Here is a 24,622-nt window from a genome sequence, read left to right as displayed (position 1 = left end):
TGATACTTCATAACATGATGTTATATTAATTTTTTAAATTTAAGCTGATGGCAGGGAAAGATGGCGAAACTCAGTTTCAGGCAGGTAGAAGCTTTTCGAGCGGTAATGGTAACGGGCACAACGACAGCTGCTGCTGAGATGCTATTTATCTCCCAACCCGCGGTAAGTCGCTTACTGAATGATTTTGAAAGCAGTGTGGATATGCCTCTGTTTAAGCGCGAAAAGAAGCGGCTATTACCCACTCCAGAGGCCTTACTGCTTTTCGAAGAGATAGAGCGCTCATTCGTGGGTATTGAGCGCCTATCTAGAATTGCGGAGGAGTTAAAAGCGTTCCACCGTGGCACGTTGCGTATCGCGAGTATGCCAGCCCTAGCGCAGGACTTTTTGCCAAAAGTATCTCATGAGTTCATGAGCAAGAATGACGGTATCTCGATGACGGTCCAAGTCCGGAGCTCCCACCAGGTGGCCGATTGGATTGCCACTCAACACTTTGATGTGGGCTTGTCTGCCATTAGCGTGTCAGATCCAGCAATCAAGGTGGAACTGCTGGCAAAAAGCCGATTAGTTTGCATCTTACCGCCAGGCCACCCACTCGCCGAGAAGACCACCATCCACCCCGAAGATCTCGCTGATGAAATGTTTGTATCGCTGGGGACAGAACAGAGCATCCGTTACAAAGTAGATGATGTGTTCGAGAACGCAGGTATCAACCGTAGGATGTTTTTCGACACTCAAGTATCCCATGTTGCCTGCTCTTACGTGCTAAACGGGTCGGGGGTATCGCTTGTGGATCCTGTTACCGCCCTCAATTTCATCTCCGAGGGCTTGGTTGTGAAGCCTTTTGCACCAGCGATCCCGTTTAACTACAACTTGATCCACCCCGCCAGCCGCCCAGTTTCACGACTAGCGCTAGATTTTTGCGACTTGCTAAAGACACGGCTGAATGAGTTAGCCGTTAACTCTGAGGGGCTGTTTGAGATCTATTAGCTTGAACCGCTCTGCGCTTTAACCAACGCCGTGAATAATCAATCACTCTACGCTCGTAAAGGTGCCATGATAGGGCTGCAACCAGCAGTGTTAATATGAAGCTAGCAACCATTAGCGGGGGAAACTTATAGCCCCGGCAACATGCTGGAAAAACCAATGCATAACGCACCACTAGCCAAACCACTAGGCGTTAACACAATCGAAATACAGCCGCTAAAACAAAAAAGCCCGCATTTAAAGCGGGCTTAGCGATAAATATCCGTTAGCTCGCGTAGACCGACTCTACAGCTTGCAGAGCCTTGCCAACCGGGATATCAGCTCCCATACGTGCCAACGTACTTTCTAGTGCAGAGACACATAACACCACGTTTGTGCGGTTACATGCAGCGCCCATTAGACCAATACGCCACACCTTGCCTGCTAAATCGCCAAGGCCCGCGCCAATCTCTAAATTAAAGTTGTTCAGCAACGCACTGCGAACCTGCGCATCATCAACACCCTCGGGAATCAAAACCGTGTTGAGCTGTGGTAAACGATAGGCCTCATCAACTAAGAAGTTGATACCCATCGCTTCTAAACCAGCTTTAAGCGCTTGGTGATGCAAAGCATGGCGCTCCCACGCCTTCTCAACACCCTCTTCTTGCAAAATCACGAGAGATTCATGCAGCGCATACAACGAGTTTACCGGCGCGGTGTGGTGGTAAGCACGCTTGCCCTCACCGCCCCAATACCCCATCACGAGTTTTTTATCCAAAAACCAGCTCGGTGCGCGCGTTTCACGGGCTTGGACCTTCGCTAGCGCCTTTTCGCTAAAGCTGACCGGAGCGATACCCGGTGGGCAGGATAAGCACTTCTGAGTGCCCGAGTAAACGGCGTCAACACCCCATTCATCAACACGCAGCTCGCTACCACCTAGCGAGGTTACGGTATCGACAATCGTCAACGCGCCGTGGTCTTGCGCCACTTTACACAAAGCCTGCGCATCAGAGCGCACACCCGTTGAGGTCTCCGCATGTACAAACGCTAGAATTTTCGCATCAGGATGCTCTGCGAACGCCGCTTTGACTTTCTCGACACTGACAGGGGTTCCCCAAGCGTCTTGCACCATCACCGCTTCACCACCAAAGCGCTCTACGTTCTCCTTCATACGGCCACCAAACACGCCGTTTTGGCAAACGATGACCTTATCACCCGGCTCAACCAAGTTGACAAAGCACGCTTCCATACCAGCCGATCCAGGAGCAGAAACAGGCATCGTCAACGCATTTTCGGTTTTAAACGCCTGCTTAAGCAGAGCTTTAACCTCATCCATCATAGTGACGAAAGCTGGGTCAAGATGGCCGATCGTTGGGCGCGACATGGCCTCTAGTACACGCGGGCTCACATCAGAAGGGCCTGGGCCCATCAGCGTACGTTTTGGGGGGTGAAACGATGTAATCATATACAAGCTCTCTTTATTCTTATGCTATCTGCAATCACAGTGGTGCGAGGGTTAAAGCTGCCCAAGCTCCACGGTAATGGCCTGAACCATCGCAGCAGAATGTGCAGCGGCGGTTTCTAAAAACTGTTCAAACGATAAGTTAGATTCTTTACCCGCAATATCTGACAGTGCACGAATGACAATAAATGGCGTTTGAAACTGATGACATGCTTGAGCAATCGCAGCTGCCTCCATCTCAACCGCTTTCATCGTCGGAAATGCAGCCCGCGTTTTTTCAACCCGCTCAGGGTCGTTCATAAAGCTGTCACCCGTCGCGATTAAGCCACGTACTGTCTGCATCCCTTGCATCTGAGCGATACACTTCTCAGCCACCGCTGCCATGCTCGCGTCAGGAACAAAAGCCGCCGGGGAGCCCGGAACCTGGCCCATTTCGTATCCGAAAATGGTGACATCCACATCGTGATGGCGCACCTCAGATGAGATGACAATATCACCAACGCTCAAGGCGGGATCAAAGCCACCTGCAGAGCCAGTATTAATCACACAATCGGGCTTAAACAGATTCAGCATGATAGTGGTGCTGATCGCTGCATTAACCTTGCCAATACCCGACTTCAGTAACACCACGCTCACACCATCAAGCGTTCCGGTATATAGCGCATAACCTGCGACTTCATGATCTTCGCGGTTCTGCAATGCGTTGCGCAGAATCTCAACTTCCTGCTCCATTGCACCGATGATGCCGACGATTATGTCGGTATGCTGCTGTTTTTTATCAGCTATTAGCTCACTGAGAGTCCGCTGTGTAGTCATGAAACATTAGAGTCCTTCGATTAGAAAACCGGTAATAAAACTATATTTTGAATAGAACTTATCTTAGCAGGCGAAGCATACGTCATTTCAACAGGTGACTGAACCGCAATGTAAACGCATAACGATTATAAACTCGAAAACGAAGCCCAAAAGAAACAAAAAAAACAATTAAAATCAATTCTTTACATAAACTAAAAATAACATAAAATCGAAATGCGATTTACATTCATGTGAAGCCATAAAAAGTGACTGTGGTGTTTAGTCAACTGTTTTAAGCTGTTTTCTGGCACCACAACTCTTCATTTTTTACCATTGTGTTTAAGATTACGATCATCTTCCGCATGCAAGCAACGATAGCCACTTTAGGGATTTTCCCAGCAGCCTTAAGACGTTCATAGTAACTTTTGAAAACGGGGTTACATTGAACTGCTGACAGCATCGCCATAAACATCACAGTTCTAACCCGGTGCCTGCCGCCACGTATTCGTCGTTTGCCATTGAAGGAACCACTTTCCTTATTCATAGGTGCTACACCGACGAGCGCCGCGATCTCTTTGCGGTTTAAGTTACCTAGCTCTGGTAGCTCACTGAGCAGGGTATAAGCTAAGACTTTACCGACACCTGGCACACTGGTGAGGACTTCAGTTTTGAGTCGCCTGTGCTTTACCTGGCTCACCAAATCATCGATTTGTTTAGTGACTTTGTCGATCTGGTGTTCTCAATGTTTCAACATGGATTTGATAGAGCTATGAAGTTCTTTGGGCATAATCTGCAGTCGATTTTTCTCCATTGTCTGCATCTCTAATAGCTGTGACCTTCTGATCAATAAGTCTTTGATAATACGCGACTGTTTATCGGGTAGAGCCTTGCTATCCGGTTTCATAGTGGCAGCAAACTTGGCAATTATTGCTGCATCCATTTTATCGGTTTTAGCGAGCACGCCGAGGGCTTGTGCAAAGCGGCGTATCTTGATCGGGTTGATCACTGAAACAGGAATTCCCGCTTTATCGCAAGCGTAAACAAAGGCATGTTCATAGCGCCCAGTAGCTTCCGTAACGACACGTTTAACCTGATGCTCTAATAGGACTTGTATAACTTTTTGAATCGCTTTAGATTCGTTAGGTATAGAGAAATGGAGATCGAGCGGATGAAGGACAATATCCAGTTGCGACTTACCGACATCAACGCCGACGTTGATTTCAATTTGGCTTTCCATAGTTTCCATAATAAGCTGACTCTGCCTTGCTATGCGGGCTCGAGGCCCCAATGACTGTTCGAGTTATTGCTATAGAGTTATGCAGTGCTTCCCACTTGTTACCGGTCTCTCAAAGAGGAGCCAACAATCAATCGAGCTACTGCATAAAGGCCCTCAACGGCCATTGAGGGTGGGCCTCCAATTTACCCGGAAATGGAACGGAATTAACCATACAATTTAATCAAGGACGAAATAAAGATGAATAAACTTTCTTTTGCTTTAGCTACAACTATTCTCGCTACTAGTACATTATCCAACGCTAGCTCTTACGAAAAAGTATCCGCTAGCCTTGATTTTATCGAAATCAAAGAACACTGGACTGATTTCAAATTTTACGAAATTGCATCAAAAGTTGGCCCATCGATGGTCGAGATTACGATAGAGCCAACTCAATTGGGCTACACTGACGGTAAGGGCATAGTTATCAGGGACTCATTAGGAAAAGAAGTGTTCTTTTCAATTAACGATGGCCACTCCGCAATACTATACGACATGAACTCGAACAGCACTGCAGACTCCACTGATGAGTTTCCAATTGTTCTAGGTGAGAAGTACCGCTTTTTCCTGAACATTGATAGTAACGGTATACAAGCAAGTTATTTGGATAACAATGCAATCCGCCCTATTTTGGGCTTCGAGCACGCACTTTTACCACCGTTTACATTTAAACTTGCAACACAAAGAACAGGTGCTAAATACTACGATGTTCTAATCACATCCCAGTAGTTATTCAAGCTGTATTCGTTGACAATTGACTATCTAACTACCCTGCACGACTAGCTTTATCGGGAGGGTAGTTTTTTGCGAAACCAAGCAAGTAAGCAAATTATTGTTCTTCTGGGTATTGCCACTCGTTTTGCTCCACATCTCCTGCTACAGCTTCTACCTGAGGAACATTTCCGGTATCGCCACCAACCGGTGCCGGATACAGTCCTTGCCAGCCGAGTTGATCAAACAACTCTGAGACCTTGCGTGATACGGGAGCTTTAATGGTTAACATTTCGCCGGTTGTCGGGTGTTCAAAGCTCAACTCCGTCGCCATCAACAGCATTCTGCGTGTCGCAAAGTGCTCTCTAAACAAGCGATTATGGCGCCCTTCACCATATTTCGTATCCCCCACCAACGGGTGGAAGATATGCTTCATATGTCTGCGGATCTGATGTTTGCGGCCGGTGGTGGGCTTAACTTCCACTAGCGAGTAGCGCGCACAAGGGTATTTTCCAATTGGGATCGGCAACTCCACTGTGCCCAAGCGCCGATACGCCGATACGGCCTCTTTGGCTGGCTTGTCAGGATCCGCCAACGGATCAGCTTTCTTGTCAAAGATCGGCTTTAATGCGTAGTCGATCACACCCTCTTCTGGCACAAAACCACGTGTCACGCAGAGATAGGTCTTTTGCACCTTGCGTTCAGCAAACATGGCATTTAAGGCTTGGGCGACCTCTTTTTTCTTGGCAAAGACGATAACGCCAGAGGTTGCTCGGTCCAGACGATGAATTGTGTAGACCGGCTCGCCACGCAGATACCGTTTCAACGAATAAACTAAGTTCGGGGTTTTCTTGGGTGCAATCCAGCTCGGGTGCACTAGCAAGCCCGCAGGTTTATGGATAGCAATAATGTCATCATCCTGATACAGGATATCTAAGTAAGGCATGTCGATACGCTTGATTTTAGGGCGGGAAAAGTATTTCCGACTATTTTACTTGGAATTTTTCGTGCCGTGTAGGGTCATATCTCTTGAAATGCACGGCGAAATCGCCATTATATTCACTGACTTAAGACGCTAATACAGAGGATGATATGAGCAATGTACGTTCGATGGGTGTCGACTCGCAACAGTCGGTACTTCAAACCAACAAGTTAATCCGCAACACCTACATGTTGTTAGCGATGACACTGGTTTTCAGTGCTGTGACAGCTGTCATCTCCATGGCTATCAACCCTCCGTTTATCGTGTACCTCGGTAGTATTATCGTGAGCTTCGTGATGCTGTTTGTGTTGAACAAAAAACAGAACAGCGCTGCTGCACTACCGCTAACATTTTTGTTTACAGGCTTGATGGGCTTCGGTCTCGGTCCATTGCTTAACCACTACTTGGGTATGGCAAATGGTGGCCAAATTGTAGCAACCGCTCTTGGCATGACCGCACTGACGTTCGTGGGCTTGTCCGCTTACGTACTCACATCCAAAAAAGACTTTAGCTTCATGGGCGGCTTCTTAGCAGCTGGCTCTATGGTGCTATTAATCGCGATGGTTGCGCTGTTCGTTCTGCCGCTGTTCGGTGTAGACGTAGGCGGCATGAGCCTTGCGTTCTCCTCTCTGGTGGTGTTGCTGATGGCAGGTTTCATTCTTTATGACACCAGCAATATCGTCAACGGCGTGTACACAAACTACGTGATGGCAACAGTCAGCTTGTACCTGAATATCTATAACTTGCTGGTCCATCTACTAAGCTTAGTTGGTGCCTTTAGCGACGACTAATCTAGCACCGAACATCTAAGCAACGCCCTGCTTTCTTTGTTAAGATTGCGGGGCGTTTTTATTTGGGTTTGTTGATATGAAATTCTCTATCTTGATCTACGGATCGCCACACAACAGCCAAGCAGTGCACACCGCCTACCGCTATACAAAAGCGGCGCTGGCAGCGGGCCATGAGGTTCACCGCGTGTTTTTTTATGGTGAAAGCGTACTCAGCGGCTCTTTCTTAAACGCTCCCCAGCGAGATGAGCAGAACATTATGCAGCTTTGGCACGAGTTAGCGCTGCATCACGACCTTGATTTAGTGATCTGTATCGCAGCCGCCCTAAAGCGCGGTGTGCTTGATCCAACAGAAGCCAAGCGCCATGAGAAACCTGCTCACAATATTGAGGCACCCTTTCAATTATCAGGGCTTGGGCAGTTAACCGAAGCGATTCTGCTCTCTGATCGCCTTGTGACGTTTGGAGGTTAGATATGTCACAAAAGAGCATTCTACTGATTCTCTCCCAAGCTCCCTATGGCACGCCCAACGCTCGCGAAGCGCTCGACATTGCACTAACGAGCGCAGCTTTCGACCAAACCGTCTCGATCTTATTTAGCGGGGATGCCACATGGCTACTGCAAGCGGAGCAAAATCCTGCAGATATTGAGCAAAAGAGCGTTGCTCAAGTCTGTGCAGCGCTACCCATGTACGACATTGACCAACTGTTCGTCGTAACAGACGATGCCGAGCAGCGCGGAGTTGAGTATCAGCAAAGCCCAGCTTCACCACTTGGGAGCGACGCACTCAGCGCTTTTATCGCCAAACATGATGTGGTTTTACGATTCTGATGAGCACTCTACATACGTTGAACAAAGCCCCTTCAAACAGCAGCCTTTGGCACGATTGCCAGCGCGCACTGCAAGCAGGGGATACATTGCTACTGATTGAAAACGGCGTCTACGGCTGTGCTGATGACACATTCACAGCACAGATCATCGCCGCTGATATCAAGGTGTATGCGCTTCATGCGGATTTAAACGCGCGTGGTATCACCCTATCCAGCGATAGTGGTGTGGCCGTCGCAAGCGATGATGACTTTATCCGCCTAAGTATCGAAAACAACAAAGTCATTAGCTGGTTTTAACCCCTATGCAAGAGATTTCACTATCAAGCAGCACCGTGACCTTAGACGACGAGGGCTACCTGCTTAACCTCGACGACTGGAGTGAGGAGCTTGCTCAAGCGCTCGCAGAAGAAGAAAACATTACTCTGACCGACTCCCATTGGGAGATCATCGGCGTTATTCGCCACTTCTACCAAGAATTCGGGCTCTCCCCCGCTATGCGCCCACTCGTCAAAGCCGTGGGGCAGCAACTCGGCCCCGATAAGGGCAAAAGCATGTATCTGATGAAGCTCTTTCCAGAGAGCCCCGCTAAGCAAGCGGCGCGCTTAGCGGGCTTACCTAAGCCAACGAACTGTCTATAAGCTAACCAGACAAGGAAGAACAATAACAATGAAGCTCACCTTGATAGGTACCGGACTCATGGGTCTACCAATGGCCCACCATCTGCTTGATGCAGGCTTTGAGTTAACCGTTTGGAACCGTACTCCTGCCAAAGCAGCGCCGTTGTGCGAGCGCGGAGCACAGTGGGCGGAGACTCCAGAAGCAGCTACGGCAGATGCCGATATCGTTATTCTCATGCTGGAAAACGGCACAGTGGTTGAGCATGTGCTGTATGACCTGAAGGCGCTTTCAGCGTTGCGATCGGACTCCCTGCTGATTGATATGGGATCAACACCACCAACACTCGCTAAAAAGCACGCTCTTGATGCCCAAACACAGGGCGCTGACTACTTAGATGCTCCCGTTTCTGGGGGCCAAGTAGGCGCCGAGCAAGCCACGCTTTCTATTATGGTTGGCGGCAGCCAATCCGCACTAAAGAGAGCCCAACCTGTCTTTGACGTCCTCGGTAAAAAAACCACTTATATAGGGCCAGCAGGATCGGGGCAGCTCGCTAAATGCGCCAACCAAGCTATTGTTGGCATCACCATTGGCGCAGTTTCCGAAGCGCTACTCCTCGCGAGCGCTGGCGGAGCCAATCCCGCCGCAGTCAGAGAAGCCCTGCTAGGTGGCTTTGCGGATAGCCGCATCCTCGAACTGCACGGGCAACGTATGATCGAGCGTGAATTTACCCCAGGTGCAACATCACGTGTACAGCTTAAAGATCTGCGCACCATTCTAGATACCGCTCACGATCATCAATTGACGCTACCATTAACACAGCGCACCCATGACGAATATCTCGCGCTGGTTAACCAAGGGCTTGATCATGTGGACCACAGCGGTCTTCTGCTCCAACTCGAGGCGCTAAACCAACCGGCTAAAGTGCAAACACACTCGCACAAAGAGCAAACCGATGCCTAAATTTGCAGCCAATCTAAGTACACTGTTCACCGAGGTACCACTAGCTGAGCGATTCAAGCTAGCGCAAGAGGCAGGGTTTACACACGTGGAAGTTCAGTTCCCTTACGAACTGGATATCGATACGTTAAAAACCCAGCTCGACCAACACGCCTTGCAGCTCATTTTGATCAACTTACCCGCGGGTGATTGGTCGGCTGGCGACCGCGGTATCGCCTGCGATCCCACCAGAGTTGCTGAGTTTCGTGCCGGCGTTGAGCAATGTGCTGAGTATGCAAAAGCTCTGGGCGTAGCGCGGGTGAACTGCCTGAGCGGATTATTACCCCCTGATGTCGATAAAAAACGTGCTGAAAATACACTTATCGAGAATCTGCGCTATGCTGGTTCTTATATGGAAGAGCGCGGTATCTCTTTGTTAATAGAGCCAATTAATACGTTGGACGTACCGGGCTTTTTTCTAAGCTCCATGCAGCAAGCGGTAGCGTTGATCGAGCGTGCGAATATCTCTAACCTCGCCGTGCAATATGACGTTTATCACATGCAGGTCATGGAGGGTAACCTGATCCACACCCTACGATCTCATTTGAGCAGGGTTGGGCATATTCAGGTCGCTGATGTACCGGGACGCCATGAACCAGGCACCGGAGAGATCAACTTCAGCAACCTATTTGATGCAATCAACACTATGGGATACACCGGCTACGTCGCGTTTGAGTATTTCCCTGAAAAAGATACCCAAAGCGGGTTAGCTAAAATCGCATCATGGCGTTAGCAAGTTAATGAAGGCGGACCAAGCAAAATGAGCTTACAAGAAGAGTCAGAACAACTGAAAATGCTGGAAGGCATGCAGCAGGCCACCAAAGATAAGAAGGAGCGAGCTCGTCGCGCCAACCAAGAAGAGATCGTTTATCACCAGTGGGCCACCTTTAAGGTCAACAACGAACTCTATGGCATTGACGTCATGCAAGTAAAAGAGGTCTTGCGCTACTCCGACATTACGCCTGTGCCCGGCGCAGACTACTATATTCTTGGCATCATCAACCTGCGTGGTAATGTTGCAACTGTGATTGATACACGCCGTTTGTTCAACATGCCGACCGTTGATATCGATGACGACACGCGCATCATCATGGTTGAATTTAACGAGCAGGAAGTCATTGGCCTCGTTGTAGATAGCGTTGATGAAGTTATCAATATTCCGCAAAACGATATTGAGCGCGCACCAAACGTTGCGGGTGATGACTCCAGCCGCAAATACGTGCAAGGCGTTTGCTACCACAGCGGCGTGCTAACAATTCTGTTGGATCTGAGCAAAATGATGGCCAGCATCACCCCTATTAGTGAAGAGGAATTTCACTAAAGCCTCCTCCACGATCAGGAGCTGCGAGTTCAACGGCAGCTCCTTTTTTACGCTGTGCACTTAGCTCAATTCGCCATTTAACGTCAGTACTAACGTGCGCCGCCCGCCATGGTTACGGTGCTCGCCTAGATAAACACCCTGCCATATCCCCATATTAAATCGTCCCTTAGCGATAGGAATCGACACGCTACTACCGAGTAAACTGCTTTTCAGGTGAGCAGGCAGGTCATCGCTTCCCTCGTAAATGTGCGTGTAATATGGCTCATCCTCTGCTGCAACACGGCTGAAATAACTCTCGAAATCAGCGCGCACACTCGGGTCCGCATTTTCATTGATCGTCAATGAAGCGGAGGTATGTTTAATAAAGACGTGCAAAATACCGACATTCAGATCGCTAACCTCAGGTAAGGCTCGCGCAATTTCATCGGTGATGAGGTGAAAACCCCGCTTACGCGGGGCAAGTGTTACTTCGCGTTGCAACCACATATCAGCTCCAACATACCTAGCGCCTCAAAACTGAGGCGCTGCGGGTCAATTAATAGTTTTCGTACTCACTAAAAACTTCCACATGGCCCTGTTTATCAAGTGAGTAAACTCTAAACGGCTGCTTCGGAGCATCTGGCATATCCATACCCGGACTGCCCGATACCATTCCAGGGACTGTCAGCAGTTGCAGGTTGGGTTGTTTGAGGGCGCGTTTAATATCTTGCGCTGGCACATGCCCTTCAAAGACTTGCTCCCCAATGACTGCGGTATGACACGACTGTGCCTGAATCGGCACCCCCAAACGCTGCTTAATCGGCGCAACATCATCGACAACGGTATCGGTGACATCAAAGTTGTGCTCTTTTAGATGGACGATCCAGTCTTTACAGCACCCACAGGTAGCACTGCGGAACACCTCAACGGACACACGATCACCGGTTTTGCCCTTTAACCAGTATGGGTCGCCGGCATGAGCATGGAGAGAAAAGAGTACTGCACTCAGCAGCATAAAAAACGGACGTAACATAAAACTACTCCTCACTACCTCGTTTACCTGAGGCGGTATCGGTTCGGCTCAGCTCATCCAAAATAGGACACTCACGCCCCATATCACCGGGACACGCTTGATAGAGATTCAACAAGACTTGGCGCATATCACTAAGGTCTTTGATCTGCTGTTCGATGCGTTGCAACTGCTGATCAACCTTAGCTTTCACCTCGGAAGAGGTGCGATCTGCGCTGTGCTGTAGTGCCAGTAGATCCCTACACTCGTCAAGAGAGAACCCCAACCCTTTAGCGCGCCGCACAAAGATGAGCGCCTCTAACTGCGCTTGCGTATAGAAGCGATAGCCATTGGCACGGCGCTGTGCCTTGGGAATAATGCCCTTATCCTCGTAAAAGCGTATCGTTTTACTGCTCAGGCCTGTTGCCTGAGCCGCCTCAGAGATATTCATAGCGTTGTCGTATCCATGGTTGAGCCATAAAAATTATAACGATGGAAACAGATTAAACGCTACCCCGCTTCGGAGGCCGATCTAAACGCTCGGAATGCTGATACTGATAGTGGCTCGAGAGCCGTTGATGAGAGGGTATACCCATTTCCGGCTGTGAGCAGAAACCATAGCAAAGTGCAGCGCTGGCGGGCTGAGCTGCACAGCCCGACAAAGCCGCACACGCCGCCATATCGCATTGATGGCACACAGTATGAGCAGGTATGCCAGTTTGTGATGGACAGGCATGATGATCGTGCGCTGGCGCGGGCAAAGCGACAAGTAAGCCTAAACAGACCCAGAATGCGAACACTCTCCCCCAAGACACCTTGCTCACCTATATGCCCATCATGTGACGATTAACTGGCCACGATACATCTGCATCTGGCAGGCAAACGGGTATGTTCCCGTTTCCGGGGGTGTAATACGCTGGCTAACCGTTTCATTAAGGGGCAGATCGAGGGAGAGATCAAGCCCCTCAAAGATCACCACTTCGGCACAGGGGGCTTGATCTTCGCGAATAAAGTTCAGCGTCAACGGTTGCCCCACACGCGCGTGAATAACCGAAGGGGTGTAAACACCACCAGCTACCTTGATGGTTACCGCCTCCTCTTTGCTGATCGCGGTTTCAGGCGCCCTCTGCCCCCAGAACCACCAAGCAATCAACGCAACCAACCCAAGACCTAGCAGATTAACCAGCCACATCATCTGACTCCTTAGCGGTTTGAAGGTTTAAAGAAACGTAAGCGGTTGGCATTACTCACCACCGTCAGTGACGAAAATGCCATCGCAGCACCGGCAACCACCGGGCTTAATAAGATACCCGCTATCGGATAGAGCACTCCGGCGGCAATAGGGATACCCGCTACATTGTAGATAAACGCCCCCACAAGATTTTGCTTAATATTACCCAGCGTTGCACGGCTCACTTCAATCGCATCCGCTAAGCCGTGCAAGGAGCCACGCATAAGCGTAACGTCAGCACTCTCCATCGCGATATCTGTGCCTGTCCCTATCGCGAAACCCACATCCGCCTGTGCAAGTGCGGGGGCATCATTAATGCCATCACCCACCATTCCAACGCGCTCACCCTGAGCTTGGAGCTGCTGCACATACTGGCTTTTATCACTTGGCTGGACCTCAGCATAGAACTCACTAATGCTCAGCTTCTCAGCGATTGCAGCGGCAGTTGCGGTGTTGTCGCCGGTTAGCATGACGATCTTTAAACCATCCCGACGTAGCCGCTCTAACGCCGCGAGAGTATCGCTTTTAAGCGGGTCAGCAATCGCAAATACTGCGACAAGATTGCCATCAATGGCGAAAAACACAGGAGTCTGCGCTTGCGCAGCCAAGTCATCCGCTTCACGTTGCAAAGCTTCTGTTTCGACTTGGTTTTCAGCCATGAGACGTTTATTACCAAGCAGCAGGCGATGGCCTTCCACAACACCTGATACCCCCTGACCAATCACAGCATGGAAGTCATGCACGTTAGACAGACTTAAGCCTGCATCTTTCGCAGAGGCTACCACCGCATCTGCCAGTGGGTGCTCTGAGCCCGCCTCTAAACTGGCAGCTAAACGTAGCACTTCACTTTTAGCGAGATCGTCGACAGGATATATGCCTGTTATCCGTGGTTGACCCTGCGTTAGCGTACCGGTTTTATCTAGCACAATGGTGGTGAGTTTTGAGGAGGTTTGCAGCGCTTCACCATTGCGGATTAGCACCCCCGCTTCCGCGGCTTTACCAACACCCACCATAACGGACATGGGCGTTGCCAAGCCCAGAGCGCAAGGGCACGCGATGATCAGCACTGTCGTCGCCGACACCACGGCAAACGCCACTGAAGGCTCTGGGCCAAAGTTCAACCAAGCCAGCGCACTCAAAACCGCAATCATCATAATAGTGGGCACGAAGTACCCAGAGATCGTATCCGCCAAGCGCCCGATAGAGGGTTTTGCGTTTTGCGCCTTCTTCACCAGCCCTATAATCTGCGCAAGGGCGGTATCTTTACCCACGCGGGAGGCTTTAAAAACCAAGGTGCCACTTTTGTTGAACGTACCGGTGTAAAGCTCATCACTTGGCGTTTTCGCAACAGGCATCGGCTCACCCGTTAACATCGACTCATCCAAAGTCGACTTACCCTCAACCACGACACCATCGACGGGAATCTTTTCACCGGGACGCACACGCACCAGCATCCCCACTTGAACATGCTCGACGGGAATATCGATCTCATCATCACCTTTAACGATACGCGCAGTCTTCGCTTGTAAGCCAATTAAACGCTTGATCGCTTCAGAGGTTCGGCCACGCGCACGCACCTCTAGGGCAAGCCCCAAGTTGATCAGGCCAATAATCATCGCTGATGCTTCAAAATACACATGCCGCGCTTGCGCAGGAAACAGATCCGGCATCAGTACAACAACCATCGAGTAGAGCCAAGCGGTGCCGGTACCCAGCGCAACCAGCGTGTCCATGTTAGCGTTGTGGTGGCGTAGCGTGTTCCACGCACTAAGGTAAAAGTGGCGCCCAGCTGTATACATGACTGCCAGTGTCAGCAATCCGGCGATAAACCAACCAACGCGCTTAGGCGTTGTATCAATACTCATATCGCCAATGACCATGCCGTAGAGCATCATCGGCACACCCAGTGCTAACGCTATCGCCATGTTTTTCATTAGGCGGCGGTAGTAGAGTTGATCCGCTTTCTCCTTTTCAGCAAACAGCTCACTTTCGCTCTGCTCAACAAGCTTGGCACGGTATCCAGCGGCCTCCACAGCATCGACTAAATGCTGCGCAGCGACATCGCCAGTGACTGTCACACTGCGCTGAGCAAAGTTCATCGCGGCCTGCTCAACGCCTGCCACATGGTTAAGCGCCTTCTCAATTTTACCTACGCAACTGGCGCAGCCCGCCCCTTCAATAAGCAGTATCTGTTCGTTTACGGATGCTTTTTCGGTCACAATATCTCTCCTGATATCGTTTAGAACTAGACGATTGTCTTGAGCTTAGACCTTCCTGTGGCTGTAAGGTCAAGCGGTGTTACAAAATGATATGCGGCAGAAAGCGGCTCATATCCTGTGTAATCGGCCCACTATCCTCACGTAGTGAAATACCGGCTGCCAGCCCATCGACTAGCCAGCTCCCCACAAGGGTATAAGCATCACCGAAGCGCGGCAGTATCTGAGCTTGCTGGTAGATATAGCCCTCTTGGCCGTACGCTCCACCGGATTCATGCAGAACGTTACCTTGCTCGAGAATCTGGATGTTAGCGCCCTCGCGCGAGTAGATCGGTTTCCGTACCCACCGTACAGAAGTATCGAGCCGCTCAGCTTCATGGCCAAAGTAAGCAGGCAGCAGGTTGGGGTGCTCGGGGTACATTCGCCATAGCATCGGTAACAAGGCTTTGTTAGACAGCACCGCTTTCCATGGTGGTTCCAGAAACTGGCAGCCAGAATCGCTCAAAGGGCCAGCATATGCCTCGGCAAACATAAACTCCCACGGGTAGAGCTTAAAAAGATACTCGATCTCACGATCTGCGAGATCAACAAAGCTCCCCGCTTCATTGAGGCCAATATCCTCAACAAAGATAAATGCCGTGCGCCAACCCGCCTCAACGGCACAGTCTTCGAGATACTGAACAGTCCCACGATCTTCCAATGTTCCCTTACAGCACGCAAAGTAGAGCGTTTTCTGCTCAGGCGACTGACGTAAAATGTGTTGGAACCTTGCAACCAGCTTCTCTTGCAGGCTATTAAACTGGTCAGCACGGCGAGATATGCGCCCCAGATCAACACTCTCCTCAAGCCATAGCCACTGCCAGAAACCGGTTTCATAGAGGCTTGTTGGTGTATCAGCGTTATTTTCGAGGAGCTTGGCAGGATGTTTTCCATCGTATACAAAGTCTAGCCGTGAATACAAAGAGGGATCACGCTGCAACCAAGAGTGACGAATAAACTCCCACTGAGCTTCAGGAATAGCGAACTGGGTTAGCAACTGCTCGTCCGCTACGACACGCTCAACAACGTCTAAGCACATCTGATGCAGCTCTTCTGTGGGCGCTTCAAGGTCCTCTTCTATCTGCTGCAGTGAAAACTGATAGTAAGCTGACTCATCCCAATAGCGTTCGCCGTACATGGTATGAAAATAGAAGCCATACTCAGCGGCCTTTTGCTGCCAAGCAGGCCGCTCGGCACAGGGAATGCGGTACATGGATTTAACCGCCCCAGCTGCGGCTCGCGCTACGCGCTGCGGCCACCTTTGCCACCGCCTGACGCCCAAAACCGCCACGCGAGAGCGTTTTGGTATTGGCTTTACGAATCTTAGGCGTCAGCAAGGCCTTCTTGTTGACGAAGTAGCGGCCTCGCTGATTCAGTACCGGCGTACCGTCTGCTAGCACATAGCCTCTAAGCGACTTATGGCGGCCTTTGTAGCGATACAGCGTATTGTAGGCGATCAGGTCACCAACCTCGTCGATTCCCTCTTCCACCAAAAAGCCGACCATATCCGGCGAGTAGCCGTTAAACTCTTCATTACAGCTGTTAAAGCCAAACTCCGCCTCACAGTCTTGGCGGGTTGCGAAACGTGGCTCACTGTACTCTGACTCTTCCATCGCCTTTTGATAAGCGGCCTCACAGGTGGCCATATCCCAGTTTGTCTGGTTGATACAGTCATAAACTGAGCTAATGACAAACACCTCTTGGTCGTCGGAGCAGCCCGCTAAGCTCGCTGCAGCTATCGCAACGGACAAAGGCTTAGTAGCCGGAAGAAACTGCTTTCGCATTCGACCAAGATCGATTGTCTGGCTGCGCTTTACTCTGCGTTCCATCATTACTACCTCAGTAGGTCATTGACGCTGCATTCAGCAGACCCACAGCGATGTTAACGCTACCTAGAATCACACCGGCGCTCACTTCGTTCTCACGAATACGCTGCACGATTCGCGGCATAAACAAAAACCGCACAACCGCAAAGGCGAGGCACTGGGCCAGCAACGCCACCAGCGACCATGCAAAGAAGTCATAGAGTGATACCGATTGGCTAATCACCCCGAATAGAGCGATAGCGAAGCCGATAATACTGCCACCTAAACCGATGGAAGCGGCTAAATTTTGCTCTTTTTTGATCAGCTCCCATTCGTCATGAGGCGTAATTAAGGTGTAAACAAACTTAAAAACTATTAGTAACAAGATCGCGACGCTGAAGTAGATCGCAAAATTTAGTAAGCCTTGAAAAAACAACGCACTCATAACGGATTAGCTCTTATCAGGAATTAAAAGTCGAAACATGCCTGTTCAGACAAACGGGATGCAGCGATATAGTAAAGAAAATCCCCACGCTGCAGTTCTCTGTCAACTGGCGGGTTGAGTTGGATCTCTTTATCGTCTGCCGACATCACACCGATAATGGTGGCGTTGAGGTCATCCTTAAAGTGGTGAAACAGCGCTTTCATCGTACGCGGCTCACCTCGATATTCAACGCGATACTGGGTTTGCCCTTCAGTGGTATCCAGCAGCTGCTTATGCAACGCGCTAGAGCCTGGATCAACGGCAGTTTTCGCCAACATCTCCACCGATACCGATGGCACAATCTCAATATTGGGGCAGTGCACACGTAAAATGCCCGCAGCAGACTCATCTTGAAGATAGGCCACTTTGTGGCTATCTGGGCTAACTGATTTACAAAACAGTGCCGTGGTAACCGTCACATCATCGGCGTCGGTATCGATCACGATGGTGTTAGCCGCCGCGACACACGCCCTTTTCATCTGCTCAGGATCGATAAAAGATTCTACTCGAACAAACTCAATACGCCCTGGCAGCGGGTTCTCTACCTCCGCTTTCACGCAGAGCACAATAGCACGGTCATCCGATGCGCCTTTGGCCCTTAACATGTCGATAAAACGCAAGGTGCGTTGATCGTTCCAGCCGATAATCAAAATATGATCAGATACATTCAACATACGCAGACCTTTTTTCCCTCTGAGCAAGCGCTCCCACACCGCAAACCCCAAACGGGTCACAAGCAGTGCAAAAATATTGATACCGGCTGGTATCACCCAAATGTAGGCAAAGAAACGTCCTAAATCACTACCGGGTGAGAGGTCACCGTAGCCCACCGTGGAGGCCGTGGTGACGAGCCAATAGAAGAACGTGTTGGGCGCTAACAGCGCCTGCTCTCCTGCTACGGCCATCATCAAGTACGATGACACCACATAGAAGAGCGTAAAGAGTAACAGAAAGGCGATGCTCGCTCGGGTATAGAGCGCCAAAATCATGCGCCGTATGCGAAGAAATAACATGGCCTTATAAGCTCCTGATGGGGTATTAGCGATTCTGTGCCGCGTGCGAGAAGAGCCTGAAATAGTTCTCAGTGGTGATGTTTGCTAACTCTTCCAGACGAACACCTTTAAGGTCTGCGATACACTGCGCAACATCAACAACAAACTTTGGCTCATTTTTCTTGCCACGGTGCGGCACTGGAGCAAGATAGGGCGAGTCGGTCTCGATCAGGATTCTATCTAGCGGGATCGCTTTCACTACATCACGAAGTTCAGCCGCATTGCGAAATGTCACGATGCCAGAAAATGAGATCATGTAGTTAAAATCCAAAGCTCGCAGGGCCATCTCGCGAGATTCGGTAAAGCAATGGAGTACGCCACCCGCGTCACCCCCATGGGCTTGGATCAGACTCAGCGTATCGTCACGGGCATCCCGTGTATGGACGATCACAGGGAGTTGAAGCTGGTCGGCAGCGATCAAATGGTTACGAAAGCTCTGCTGCTGAATCTCTTGTGTGTCCGTGGAGTAGTAGTAATCTAGGCCCGTCTCACCAATCGCTACGATCTTATCCAACGCCTGCACTCGGTTTACGAGCGCTTCCACCGACTCAATACCCGCTTCACTTTCAACATGTAACGGGTGCACACCCAGTGATGCATCAATCGCAGGGTTATCCTTGATCAATTCATACATCGTATCAAACTGGTCGATATCGATGGAAACACACAGCATACGGCCCACGTTACGTTCGTGGGCGGCGGCTAGCATGGCGCTGAAATCGTTGTTATAAGGCGAGAGGTCAAGCTTGTCGAGATGACAATGAGAATCTACAAACATAGTAAAAAAGCGGCCTACAGCGTATGAGTTCTGCGATCTGAGTTCAATGCACCGGCCAAGTAGGTCTCAATTTTCTGCACAAGCGTTGTGTCGTCTGGCGACAACTGAATACCGATACCGGGGATTTTGCCCCCTTGCGCGGCTTTGGGTGTCACCCATACCACTTTACCGGTAACCGGAATTTTGTCGGGCTCATCCATGAGTGTCAGCAGCATGAACACCTCTTCCCCTAAGTGATAGGAGCGGGTCGTTGGTATAAACATACCGCCGTTGCTGATATAGGACATGTAAGCTTTGTAGAGATCCTCTTTGGTCTCCACGCTTAACGACAAAATACCGTGACTAATCCGAGGAACAACTGACATTGGACTTGACGAACTCCCTCTCTACTCGGTGCGAACCAGATCGCGCCAATCTATAAGAATGCGTTCTAGCATCAACTGTTTATTGGGGTTTTGTCGGCGTGCTACACCAAGACGCTCCTGCTGAACAGTATCAACCAATGTAAAGATTCTATCCTTCGAGGTGTATTTAGCAACACTATTCAACATTTTTTGCACATCTCGATTTCGGATAGGTGCTGCTGCGCCGCCCACCTTGATACGTGATACATCAGCCAAGAGGCCTTGTAGCCAACTCAGCAACGCTTCAACGTCCTCTTTATGGAAGCTGGCGGCTACCTCAAACGGGGTCGATCTATCTTGTAACAGCTCTTTTAACGCGACTAGGAACTTACCCCGTAAGGCCCGGTGCCCAGCTTCTTTAAACTCGATAGCTGCCAACGGTGCGCCGTGTACAACATCCAGCAACTGCGCCGCTTCATCTTCGCTTAGCTCAAGATGCTCAACCATCCACTGTGTTGCTTGCGCAAGCTGAGGCGGATGACAATCAACCCGCTGGCAGCGGCTTTTAATGGTTGGCATCACCTGACCAAGCTGATGTGTGATCAAAATTAGTAGCACATCATTGCCAGGCTCTTCTAGTGTTTTGAGCAAAGCATTCGCCGCTGATGTATTCATCGCTTCCGCCGGATTAAGAATCACAACGCGGTAGCCCCCTTGCTGAGCGGTACTGTGCATAAAGTCAGAGAGTTCGCGAATTTGATCAACTTTGATCGCTTTGCCACTATCAGATGGTGCTAAAAAATAGAGATCCGGGTGCCCACTGCTATTCAACAACTGGCAGCTACGGCACTGCCCACACGCACGGCCATCACGCGGTTGATGGCAGATCACATAACCTGCTAACGCCTCTGCGAACGCTTGTTTCCCAAGCCCCGGCATACCATTGATCAACAACGCATGTGGCAAATGCTGCGAATCATGCAGCTTAACCACACGCTGCCACTGCGCCTCAAACCAAGGGTAAACTTGCGCATCTAAGGCGTGATAACGCTCCGCGATATCCATTAGCCTACGAACCCTAGCTTGGTGATAAGTGCATCTTTTATCTGTTGCTGAACATTCGCTAGGGGCGCCGAGGCATCGATCACTGCGAACCGGCTTGGCTCCTCTTGAACACGGCGTAAATAGCCTGCGCGCACACGCTCAAAAAAAGCCTGTTTCTCAGTTTCAAATCGGTCAGGGGCGCTACGCGCACTTGCTCGCGCCATCCCCACTTCAACCGGAAGATCTAACAGCAACGTCAAGTCTGGGCGCAGATCGCTCTGCACAAACTGCTCAAGCTGCGCGATACGCTGCCAATCTAAACCGCGCCCGGCACCCTGATAGGCAAATGTCGCATCGGTAAAGCGATCACTCAATACCCACTTTCCCTTTGCCAACGCGGGTTTTATCGTTTGCGCAAGATGCTGTGCTCGCGCCGCAAATACGAGCAATAGCTCTGCGTCATTAGCAACAGGTTCTTGCCTTTGTGATAGCAGCATCGCACGGATCTCTTCCGCCAATGGTGTCCCGCCGGGCTCTCGGGTTACGAGCAGCTCTTTACCCTGTTCGGCAAGCAGCTGCTGAATAAAGGCGATATTGGTGCTTTTCCCTACTCCTTCGGTCCCTTCAACGGTTATGAAAAAGCCTGTCTCATTGCCCATAGTTACTCCGGTGTCGAGCGGTATTCACGCTTGCGTCTAAGCTGATATTGTCTTACTGCATTGTTATGGTCACGCAGCGTCGCTGAAAACTGATGCGTTCCATCCCCTTTCGCCACAAAGTAAAGCCACTTACCAACAACAGGGTTAAGCGCAGCCTGAATCGCTTCGCGCCCTACCATAGCAATGGGCGTAGGCGGCAAAGCTGGGATCGTGTAGGTGTTATAAGGTGTAGGCCGGCGTAAGTCTTTGCGTGTAATGTTCCCTTTGTAGCGCTCCCCCATACCGTAAATGACGGTCGGGTCTGTTTGTAGACGCATCCCTTTTCTCAGACGCTTCACAAAAACACCAGCAATTTGGGGGCGCTCTGCTGCCACTGCCGTCTCTTTCTCCACAATGGATGCCATGATCAGCGCCTCGTAAGAGGACTTATAGGGCAGCGACTTCTCTTTTGAATCCCAACTAGCTTGGAGAGCCGTTTGTAACTGCTGATAACTACGTTTGAGTAGCTCAAGGTCAGTGCTGTCACGCTTAATTTGATACGTCTCAGCAAGGAATAAGCCTTCAGGGTGCTGCTCTTTCGCGCCGATCGCCTTCAGCACCTCTTGATCGGACATATCGGCAATCGTCGTCTTCAGTAGTGGCGCTTTCGCTGCCAAAGCTGATCTCAGTTGCCGAAACGTCGTGCCCTCAATGATAGTAAAGTAGTGCTGCACGGTCTCGCCACGTACCATCTTGTCTAGCAATTCGGCAGGTGTCACATCCGACGCAAACTGGTACTCCCCTGCTTTAACGCGATGCGCTAGCTTGTTAAGCCGTGCATACACCTTAAAATACAGTGGATTATCAATCAGCGATGCTTTTTCTAGCTGATTAAGCAAACGGTTAAAGGATGTTCCTTTTTCAACCACCAACGACTCAACGGGCGCCTCTAATGCTACAGAGGTCGACATGTAACGATGCAGGTCTCCCCATAGCCAATACCCTGTCGCACCAGCAGCAATAGCCATTAAAAACAGTACAGAAAAAAAGCGTTTCACCTACATCTCATCCTTTTCTACAAGCGCTTGAAGCTGCCGTGTGACAGGGCCAACCGGGTAGGATTGATCTGCCAATTTTACAACCGGCCATATACCGATCACTGAATTAGCCAGAAAAATTTCGTCAGCTGTTTTCAGCACGCTCGGCGGGCGATCCACCATTTTAACCTCGATTCGAGTATGCTGAGCAAGCTCCATGATCCGAGTTCGCATCACACCATGGACTCCACACTGCGCCAACGTCGGTGTAAAAAGCACCCCCTGCTCCACCCAAAAAAGGTTACTCATTGTGCCTTCTGCCAACCTACCGTCAACATCAAGCACGAGGCCTTCTGAAATATGCGGATCAGACCATTCCGCTCGCGCTAACACCTGCTCAAGACGATTAAGGTGCTTCATACCCGCCAATAGAGAATTCTTGCCAAGCACGGTGTTACAAAACCTGACTTCAACCCCTTGAGCAGGTTTCATCTCATCACGCTGATAAGGCGACCAAGCAACGATGCGTGTCGGCGTAACATGACTATCGAATGCATAACCACGCTGACCCTGACCACGAGTCACGGTTATCTTCAACACACCAGAGGTTTGACCAAACTCAGACAAATCTGCCTTGAGTTTTTTGATGTCCTGTTCAAGCTCTGCAACAAGGCCATGAGTGCTGATGCCTAAGCGCTGACAACTGCTGGTTAAGCGCTCAAGATGCATTTGCCAATAAAGAGGTCGCCCATTCAGTGTCAATATCGTCTCAAATAAACCATCGCCATACGCCAAACCGCGATCAGCAGGATCGAGATGCGTATCAATAAGTCCATTGATTAACGTTATTTTACTCATGAGTAGGTCTGATAGCTGGGAACCGCCAGGAGGCGGCCCCCAAGAAGCATGTTAAATGCGACGGAAAACCAGCGTACCGTTGGTGCCGCCAAATCCAAACGAGTTGGATACCGCTGCATCGATCGTACAGGTTTGCGCTTGGTGGGCAACGTAGTTTAGATCACAGCCCTCAGAGGGGTTATCCAAATTGATCGTCGGTGGAGCAACTTGATCACGTAGCGCCAAAACACAGAAGATCGCTTCAACCGCACCAGCTGCACCCAGCAAATGGCCAACCATCGACTTCGTCGAGCTCATACGTAACTGATCTACTGAAGCACCAAAGACATTTTTCGCTGCATTCGTTTCAGCAAGGTCGCCCGCGGGCGTTGAGGTGCCATGTGCATTGACGTACTGTACCTGCTCCGGGTTCAGCTGAGCATCTTTGATGGCATTCGCCATAGATGACGCGGCACCTTCACCATTCTCTGGCGGAGCCGTCATGTGATGAGCATCGTCGCTCATGCCAAAGCCAGCTAGCTCGCAATAGATGTGCGCGCCACGCGCTTTTGCGTGCTCGTACTCTTCCAGCACAACGATACCTGCACCATCACCGAGCACAAAACCATCGCGATCAGCATCCCAAGGGCGGCTAGCTCTCTCAGGGTCATCATTGCGTGTAGATAGCGCGCGAGCGGCACCGAAACCACCAATACCTAGCGGTGATGTTGCCATCTCAGCACCACCTGCCAACATGACATCGGCATCGCCGTACTGAATCATGCGCATCGCAGAGCCAATATTATGTGTGCCCGTTGTACATGCGGTAGTTATTGCAATATTCGGCCCTTTAAACCCATATTGGATGGCCAAATTCCCCGCAATCATGTTGGTGATACTGCCGGGTACAAAGAACGGTGAAATGCGTCGTGGGCCGCTTTTGTTCAGCGTGTTATGCGTAGCCTCAATCATCGTGAGACCACCGATACCCGAGCCAATCGCACAACCAATGCGCGGCGCATTTTGCTCTGTCACTTCCAGCTCTGCATCTTGGATCGCTTGCATCGCCGCAGCCATGCCGTACTGAATAAACAGATCCATTTTGCGAGCATCTTTAGGGTTCATGTACTGCGCAACATCGAACTCTTTGACAGAAGCGGAAAAGCGTGTAGAAAATTGAGAAGCATCAAAGTGCTCTATCGGTGCAGCCCCACTTTTTCCAGCGAGAATACTCTCCCAAGCACCCTCTACAGTGTTACCTACCGGTGTCAGCATACCTAGACCGGTAACTACCACTCTTTTGCGAGACATAGTGCCACTCCAGTTGAAAAACTATAGAAAAAGAAAAGCCGCACTCCACGAACGCAGATGCGGCTTTTCAATCAAAATA

General features: G+C 50.2%; 29 protein-coding genes and 1 pseudogene. 10 read left to right on the top strand and 20 right to left on the bottom strand.

The features are described from left to right. Positions 1 to 60 precede the first annotated feature (60 nt). Positions 61 to 987 (top strand): LysR family transcriptional regulator, encoded by a 927-nt coding sequence (locus tag E4L36_RS06795; RefSeq protein ID WP_136679979.1) that lies wholly within the window; start codon positions 61 to 63, stop codon positions 985 to 987. 262 nt (positions 988 to 1,249) lie between these two features. On the opposite strand, the gene E4L36_RS06790 is transcribed toward E4L36_RS06795, so the two are convergent. The 3 genes and pseudogenes from E4L36_RS06790 to E4L36_RS06780 form a co-directional block, all read right to left on the bottom strand. Next, positions 1,250 to 2,428: an alanine--glyoxylate aminotransferase family protein gene (locus E4L36_RS06790; RefSeq protein WP_136679978.1), complete on the bottom strand. Its 1,179-nt coding sequence runs from the start codon at positions 2,426 to 2,428 to the stop codon at positions 1,250 to 1,252. 51 nt (positions 2,429 to 2,479) lie between these two features. Continuing rightward, positions 2,480 to 3,241, bottom strand: a complete 762-nt coding sequence (mtnN, locus tag E4L36_RS06785; RefSeq protein ID WP_206064520.1) for a 5'-methylthioadenosine/S-adenosylhomocysteine nucleosidase — start codon at positions 3,239 to 3,241, stop codon at positions 2,480 to 2,482. Between the two features lie 271 nt (positions 3,242 to 3,512). Next, positions 3,513 to 4,466, bottom strand: a pseudogene (locus E4L36_RS06780) (IS110 family transposase). Positions 4,467 to 4,694: 228 nt separating this feature from the next. Between E4L36_RS06780 and E4L36_RS06775 the strand changes: the two are divergent. Next, on the top strand, positions 4,695 to 5,222 hold the full coding sequence (locus E4L36_RS06775) for a hypothetical protein (RefSeq protein ID WP_136679977.1): 528 nt from the start codon (positions 4,695 to 4,697) through the stop codon (positions 5,220 to 5,222). A gap of 100 nt (positions 5,223 to 5,322) precedes the next feature. Here the strand turns inward: E4L36_RS06775 and E4L36_RS06770 are convergent, their stop codons facing one another. Continuing rightward, a complete protein-coding gene (locus E4L36_RS06770; RefSeq protein ID WP_136679976.1) occupies positions 5,323 to 6,150 on the bottom strand; it encodes a pseudouridine synthase in 828 nt (275 codons plus the stop codon). A gap of 146 nt (positions 6,151 to 6,296) precedes the next feature. Between E4L36_RS06770 and E4L36_RS06765 the strand changes: the two genes are divergently transcribed. From E4L36_RS06765 to E4L36_RS06730, 8 genes are all read left to right on the top strand, one after another. After that, positions 6,297 to 6,977, top strand: a complete 681-nt coding sequence (locus tag E4L36_RS06765; RefSeq protein ID WP_127695840.1) for a Bax inhibitor-1/YccA family protein — start codon at positions 6,297 to 6,299, stop codon at positions 6,975 to 6,977. Positions 6,978 to 7,053: 76 nt separating this feature from the next. After that, positions 7,054 to 7,446 carry a sulfurtransferase complex subunit TusD gene (tusD, locus tag E4L36_RS06760; RefSeq protein WP_127695838.1) on the top strand — a complete coding sequence of 131 codons (393 nt, stop codon included), beginning with the start codon at positions 7,054 to 7,056 and terminating at the stop codon, positions 7,444 to 7,446. A 2-nt stretch (positions 7,447 to 7,448) separates the two neighbouring features. Continuing rightward, on the top strand, positions 7,449 to 7,805 hold the full coding sequence (gene tusC / locus E4L36_RS06755) for a sulfurtransferase complex subunit TusC (protein WP_127695836.1): 357 nt from the start codon (positions 7,449 to 7,451) through the stop codon (positions 7,803 to 7,805). Then, positions 7,805 to 8,101, top strand: a complete 297-nt coding sequence (gene tusB, locus E4L36_RS06750; protein WP_136679975.1) for a sulfurtransferase complex subunit TusB — start codon at positions 7,805 to 7,807, stop codon at positions 8,099 to 8,101. Before tusC ends, tusB begins: the two co-directional genes overlap by 1 nt. Positions 8,102 to 8,106: 5 nt before the next feature. After that, positions 8,107 to 8,442, top strand: coding sequence for a TusE/DsrC/DsvC family sulfur relay protein (locus E4L36_RS06745; RefSeq protein ID WP_136679974.1), 336 nt, complete (start codon positions 8,107 to 8,109; stop codon positions 8,440 to 8,442). Positions 8,443 to 8,470: 28 nt separating this feature from the next. Continuing rightward, positions 8,471 to 9,382, top strand: a complete 912-nt coding sequence (locus E4L36_RS06740; RefSeq protein WP_136679973.1) for an NAD(P)-dependent oxidoreductase — start codon at positions 8,471 to 8,473, stop codon at positions 9,380 to 9,382. Then, on the top strand, positions 9,375 to 10,151 hold the full coding sequence (gene hyi, locus E4L36_RS06735) for a hydroxypyruvate isomerase (protein ID WP_136679972.1): 777 nt from the start codon (positions 9,375 to 9,377) through the stop codon (positions 10,149 to 10,151). The genes E4L36_RS06740 and hyi overlap by 8 nt, the downstream gene beginning before the upstream one ends. A 72-nt stretch (positions 10,152 to 10,223) precedes the next feature. Next, entirely contained in the window at positions 10,224 to 10,739 is a 516-nt protein-coding gene (locus tag E4L36_RS06730; protein WP_240657028.1) for a chemotaxis protein CheW, read from the top strand. Positions 10,740 to 10,799: 60 nt separating this feature from the next. Here the strand turns inward: E4L36_RS06730 and E4L36_RS06725 are convergent, their stop codons facing one another. The 16 genes from E4L36_RS06725 to fabF all read right to left on the bottom strand — a co-directional run bounded on the left by E4L36_RS06725 (position 10,800) and on the right by fabF (position 24,543). Beyond that, a complete protein-coding gene (locus E4L36_RS06725) occupies positions 10,800 to 11,225 on the bottom strand; it encodes a secondary thiamine-phosphate synthase enzyme YjbQ (RefSeq protein WP_136679971.1) in 426 nt (141 codons plus the stop codon). A 49-nt stretch (positions 11,226 to 11,274) separates the two neighbouring features. Next, positions 11,275 to 11,751, bottom strand: coding sequence for a DUF411 domain-containing protein (locus E4L36_RS06720; RefSeq protein ID WP_136679970.1), 477 nt, complete (start codon positions 11,749 to 11,751; stop codon positions 11,275 to 11,277). 4 nt (positions 11,752 to 11,755) lie between these two features. Next, a complete protein-coding gene (cueR, locus tag E4L36_RS06715; RefSeq protein WP_127695824.1) occupies positions 11,756 to 12,178 on the bottom strand; it encodes a Cu(I)-responsive transcriptional regulator in 423 nt (140 codons plus the stop codon). Positions 12,179 to 12,562: 384 nt separating this feature from the next. Next, entirely contained in the window at positions 12,563 to 12,919 is a 357-nt protein-coding gene (locus E4L36_RS06710; protein WP_240770686.1) for a cupredoxin domain-containing protein, read from the bottom strand. Positions 12,920 to 12,930: 11 nt separating this feature from the next. Beyond that, positions 12,931 to 15,180, bottom strand: coding sequence for a heavy metal translocating P-type ATPase (locus E4L36_RS06705; protein ID WP_346763627.1), 2,250 nt, complete (start codon positions 15,178 to 15,180; stop codon positions 12,931 to 12,933). Positions 15,181 to 15,256: 76 nt separating this feature from the next. Continuing rightward, the gene (locus E4L36_RS06700; RefSeq protein WP_136679967.1) at positions 15,257 to 16,426 is read right to left on the bottom strand and encodes a glutathionylspermidine synthase family protein; all 1,170 of its coding nucleotides are present in this window, start codon (positions 16,424 to 16,426) and stop codon (positions 15,257 to 15,259) included. A 4-nt stretch (positions 16,427 to 16,430) separates the two neighbouring features. After that, positions 16,431 to 17,042 (bottom strand): DUF1190 domain-containing protein, encoded by a 612-nt coding sequence (locus E4L36_RS06695; protein WP_169051493.1) that lies wholly within the window; start codon positions 17,040 to 17,042, stop codon positions 16,431 to 16,433. A 10-nt stretch (positions 17,043 to 17,052) separates the two neighbouring features. After that, on the bottom strand, positions 17,053 to 17,463 hold the full coding sequence (locus tag E4L36_RS06690) for a DUF350 domain-containing protein (protein ID WP_136679965.1): 411 nt from the start codon (positions 17,461 to 17,463) through the stop codon (positions 17,053 to 17,055). A 23-nt stretch (positions 17,464 to 17,486) separates the two neighbouring features. Next, the gene (locus tag E4L36_RS06685) at positions 17,487 to 18,515 is read right to left on the bottom strand and encodes an ion channel (protein ID WP_127695810.1); all 1,029 of its coding nucleotides are present in this window, start codon (positions 18,513 to 18,515) and stop codon (positions 17,487 to 17,489) included. 25 nt (positions 18,516 to 18,540) lie between these two features. Then, positions 18,541 to 19,332: a TatD family hydrolase gene (locus tag E4L36_RS06680; RefSeq protein WP_136679964.1), complete on the bottom strand. Its 792-nt coding sequence runs from the start codon at positions 19,330 to 19,332 to the stop codon at positions 18,541 to 18,543. Between the two features lie 14 nt (positions 19,333 to 19,346). Then, positions 19,347 to 19,697, bottom strand: coding sequence for a PilZ domain-containing protein (locus E4L36_RS06675; RefSeq protein WP_127695806.1), 351 nt, complete (start codon positions 19,695 to 19,697; stop codon positions 19,347 to 19,349). A gap of 21 nt (positions 19,698 to 19,718) precedes the next feature. Next, on the bottom strand, positions 19,719 to 20,741 hold the full coding sequence (locus E4L36_RS06670; protein WP_136679963.1) for a DNA polymerase III subunit delta': 1,023 nt from the start codon (positions 20,739 to 20,741) through the stop codon (positions 19,719 to 19,721). Beyond that, positions 20,741 to 21,379, bottom strand: coding sequence for a dTMP kinase (tmk, locus tag E4L36_RS06665; protein WP_136679962.1), 639 nt, complete (start codon positions 21,377 to 21,379; stop codon positions 20,741 to 20,743). Before tmk ends, E4L36_RS06670 begins: the two co-directional genes overlap by 1 nt. Before the next feature lie 2 nt (positions 21,380 to 21,381). Next, the gene (gene mltG / locus E4L36_RS06660; RefSeq protein ID WP_240770685.1) at positions 21,382 to 22,416 is read right to left on the bottom strand and encodes an endolytic transglycosylase MltG; all 1,035 of its coding nucleotides are present in this window, start codon (positions 22,414 to 22,416) and stop codon (positions 21,382 to 21,384) included. After that, complete coding sequence (pabC, locus tag E4L36_RS06655; protein ID WP_206064519.1) at positions 22,417 to 23,253, bottom strand: aminodeoxychorismate lyase; 837 nt, start codon at positions 23,251 to 23,253, stop codon at positions 22,417 to 22,419. A 51-nt stretch (positions 23,254 to 23,304) separates the two neighbouring features. Further along, on the bottom strand, positions 23,305 to 24,543 hold the full coding sequence (gene fabF, locus E4L36_RS06650) for a beta-ketoacyl-ACP synthase II (RefSeq protein ID WP_127695797.1): 1,239 nt from the start codon (positions 24,541 to 24,543) through the stop codon (positions 23,305 to 23,307). Between the last annotated feature and the right edge of the window lie 79 nt (positions 24,544 to 24,622).

Source organism: Neptunomonas sp. XY-337 (genome assembly GCF_004959845.1).
In the GTDB taxonomy this organism is placed as follows: domain Bacteria; phylum Pseudomonadota; class Gammaproteobacteria; order Pseudomonadales; family Balneatricaceae; genus Neptunomonas; species Neptunomonas marina.
This window is presented reverse-complemented; position numbering and strand designations above follow the sequence as displayed.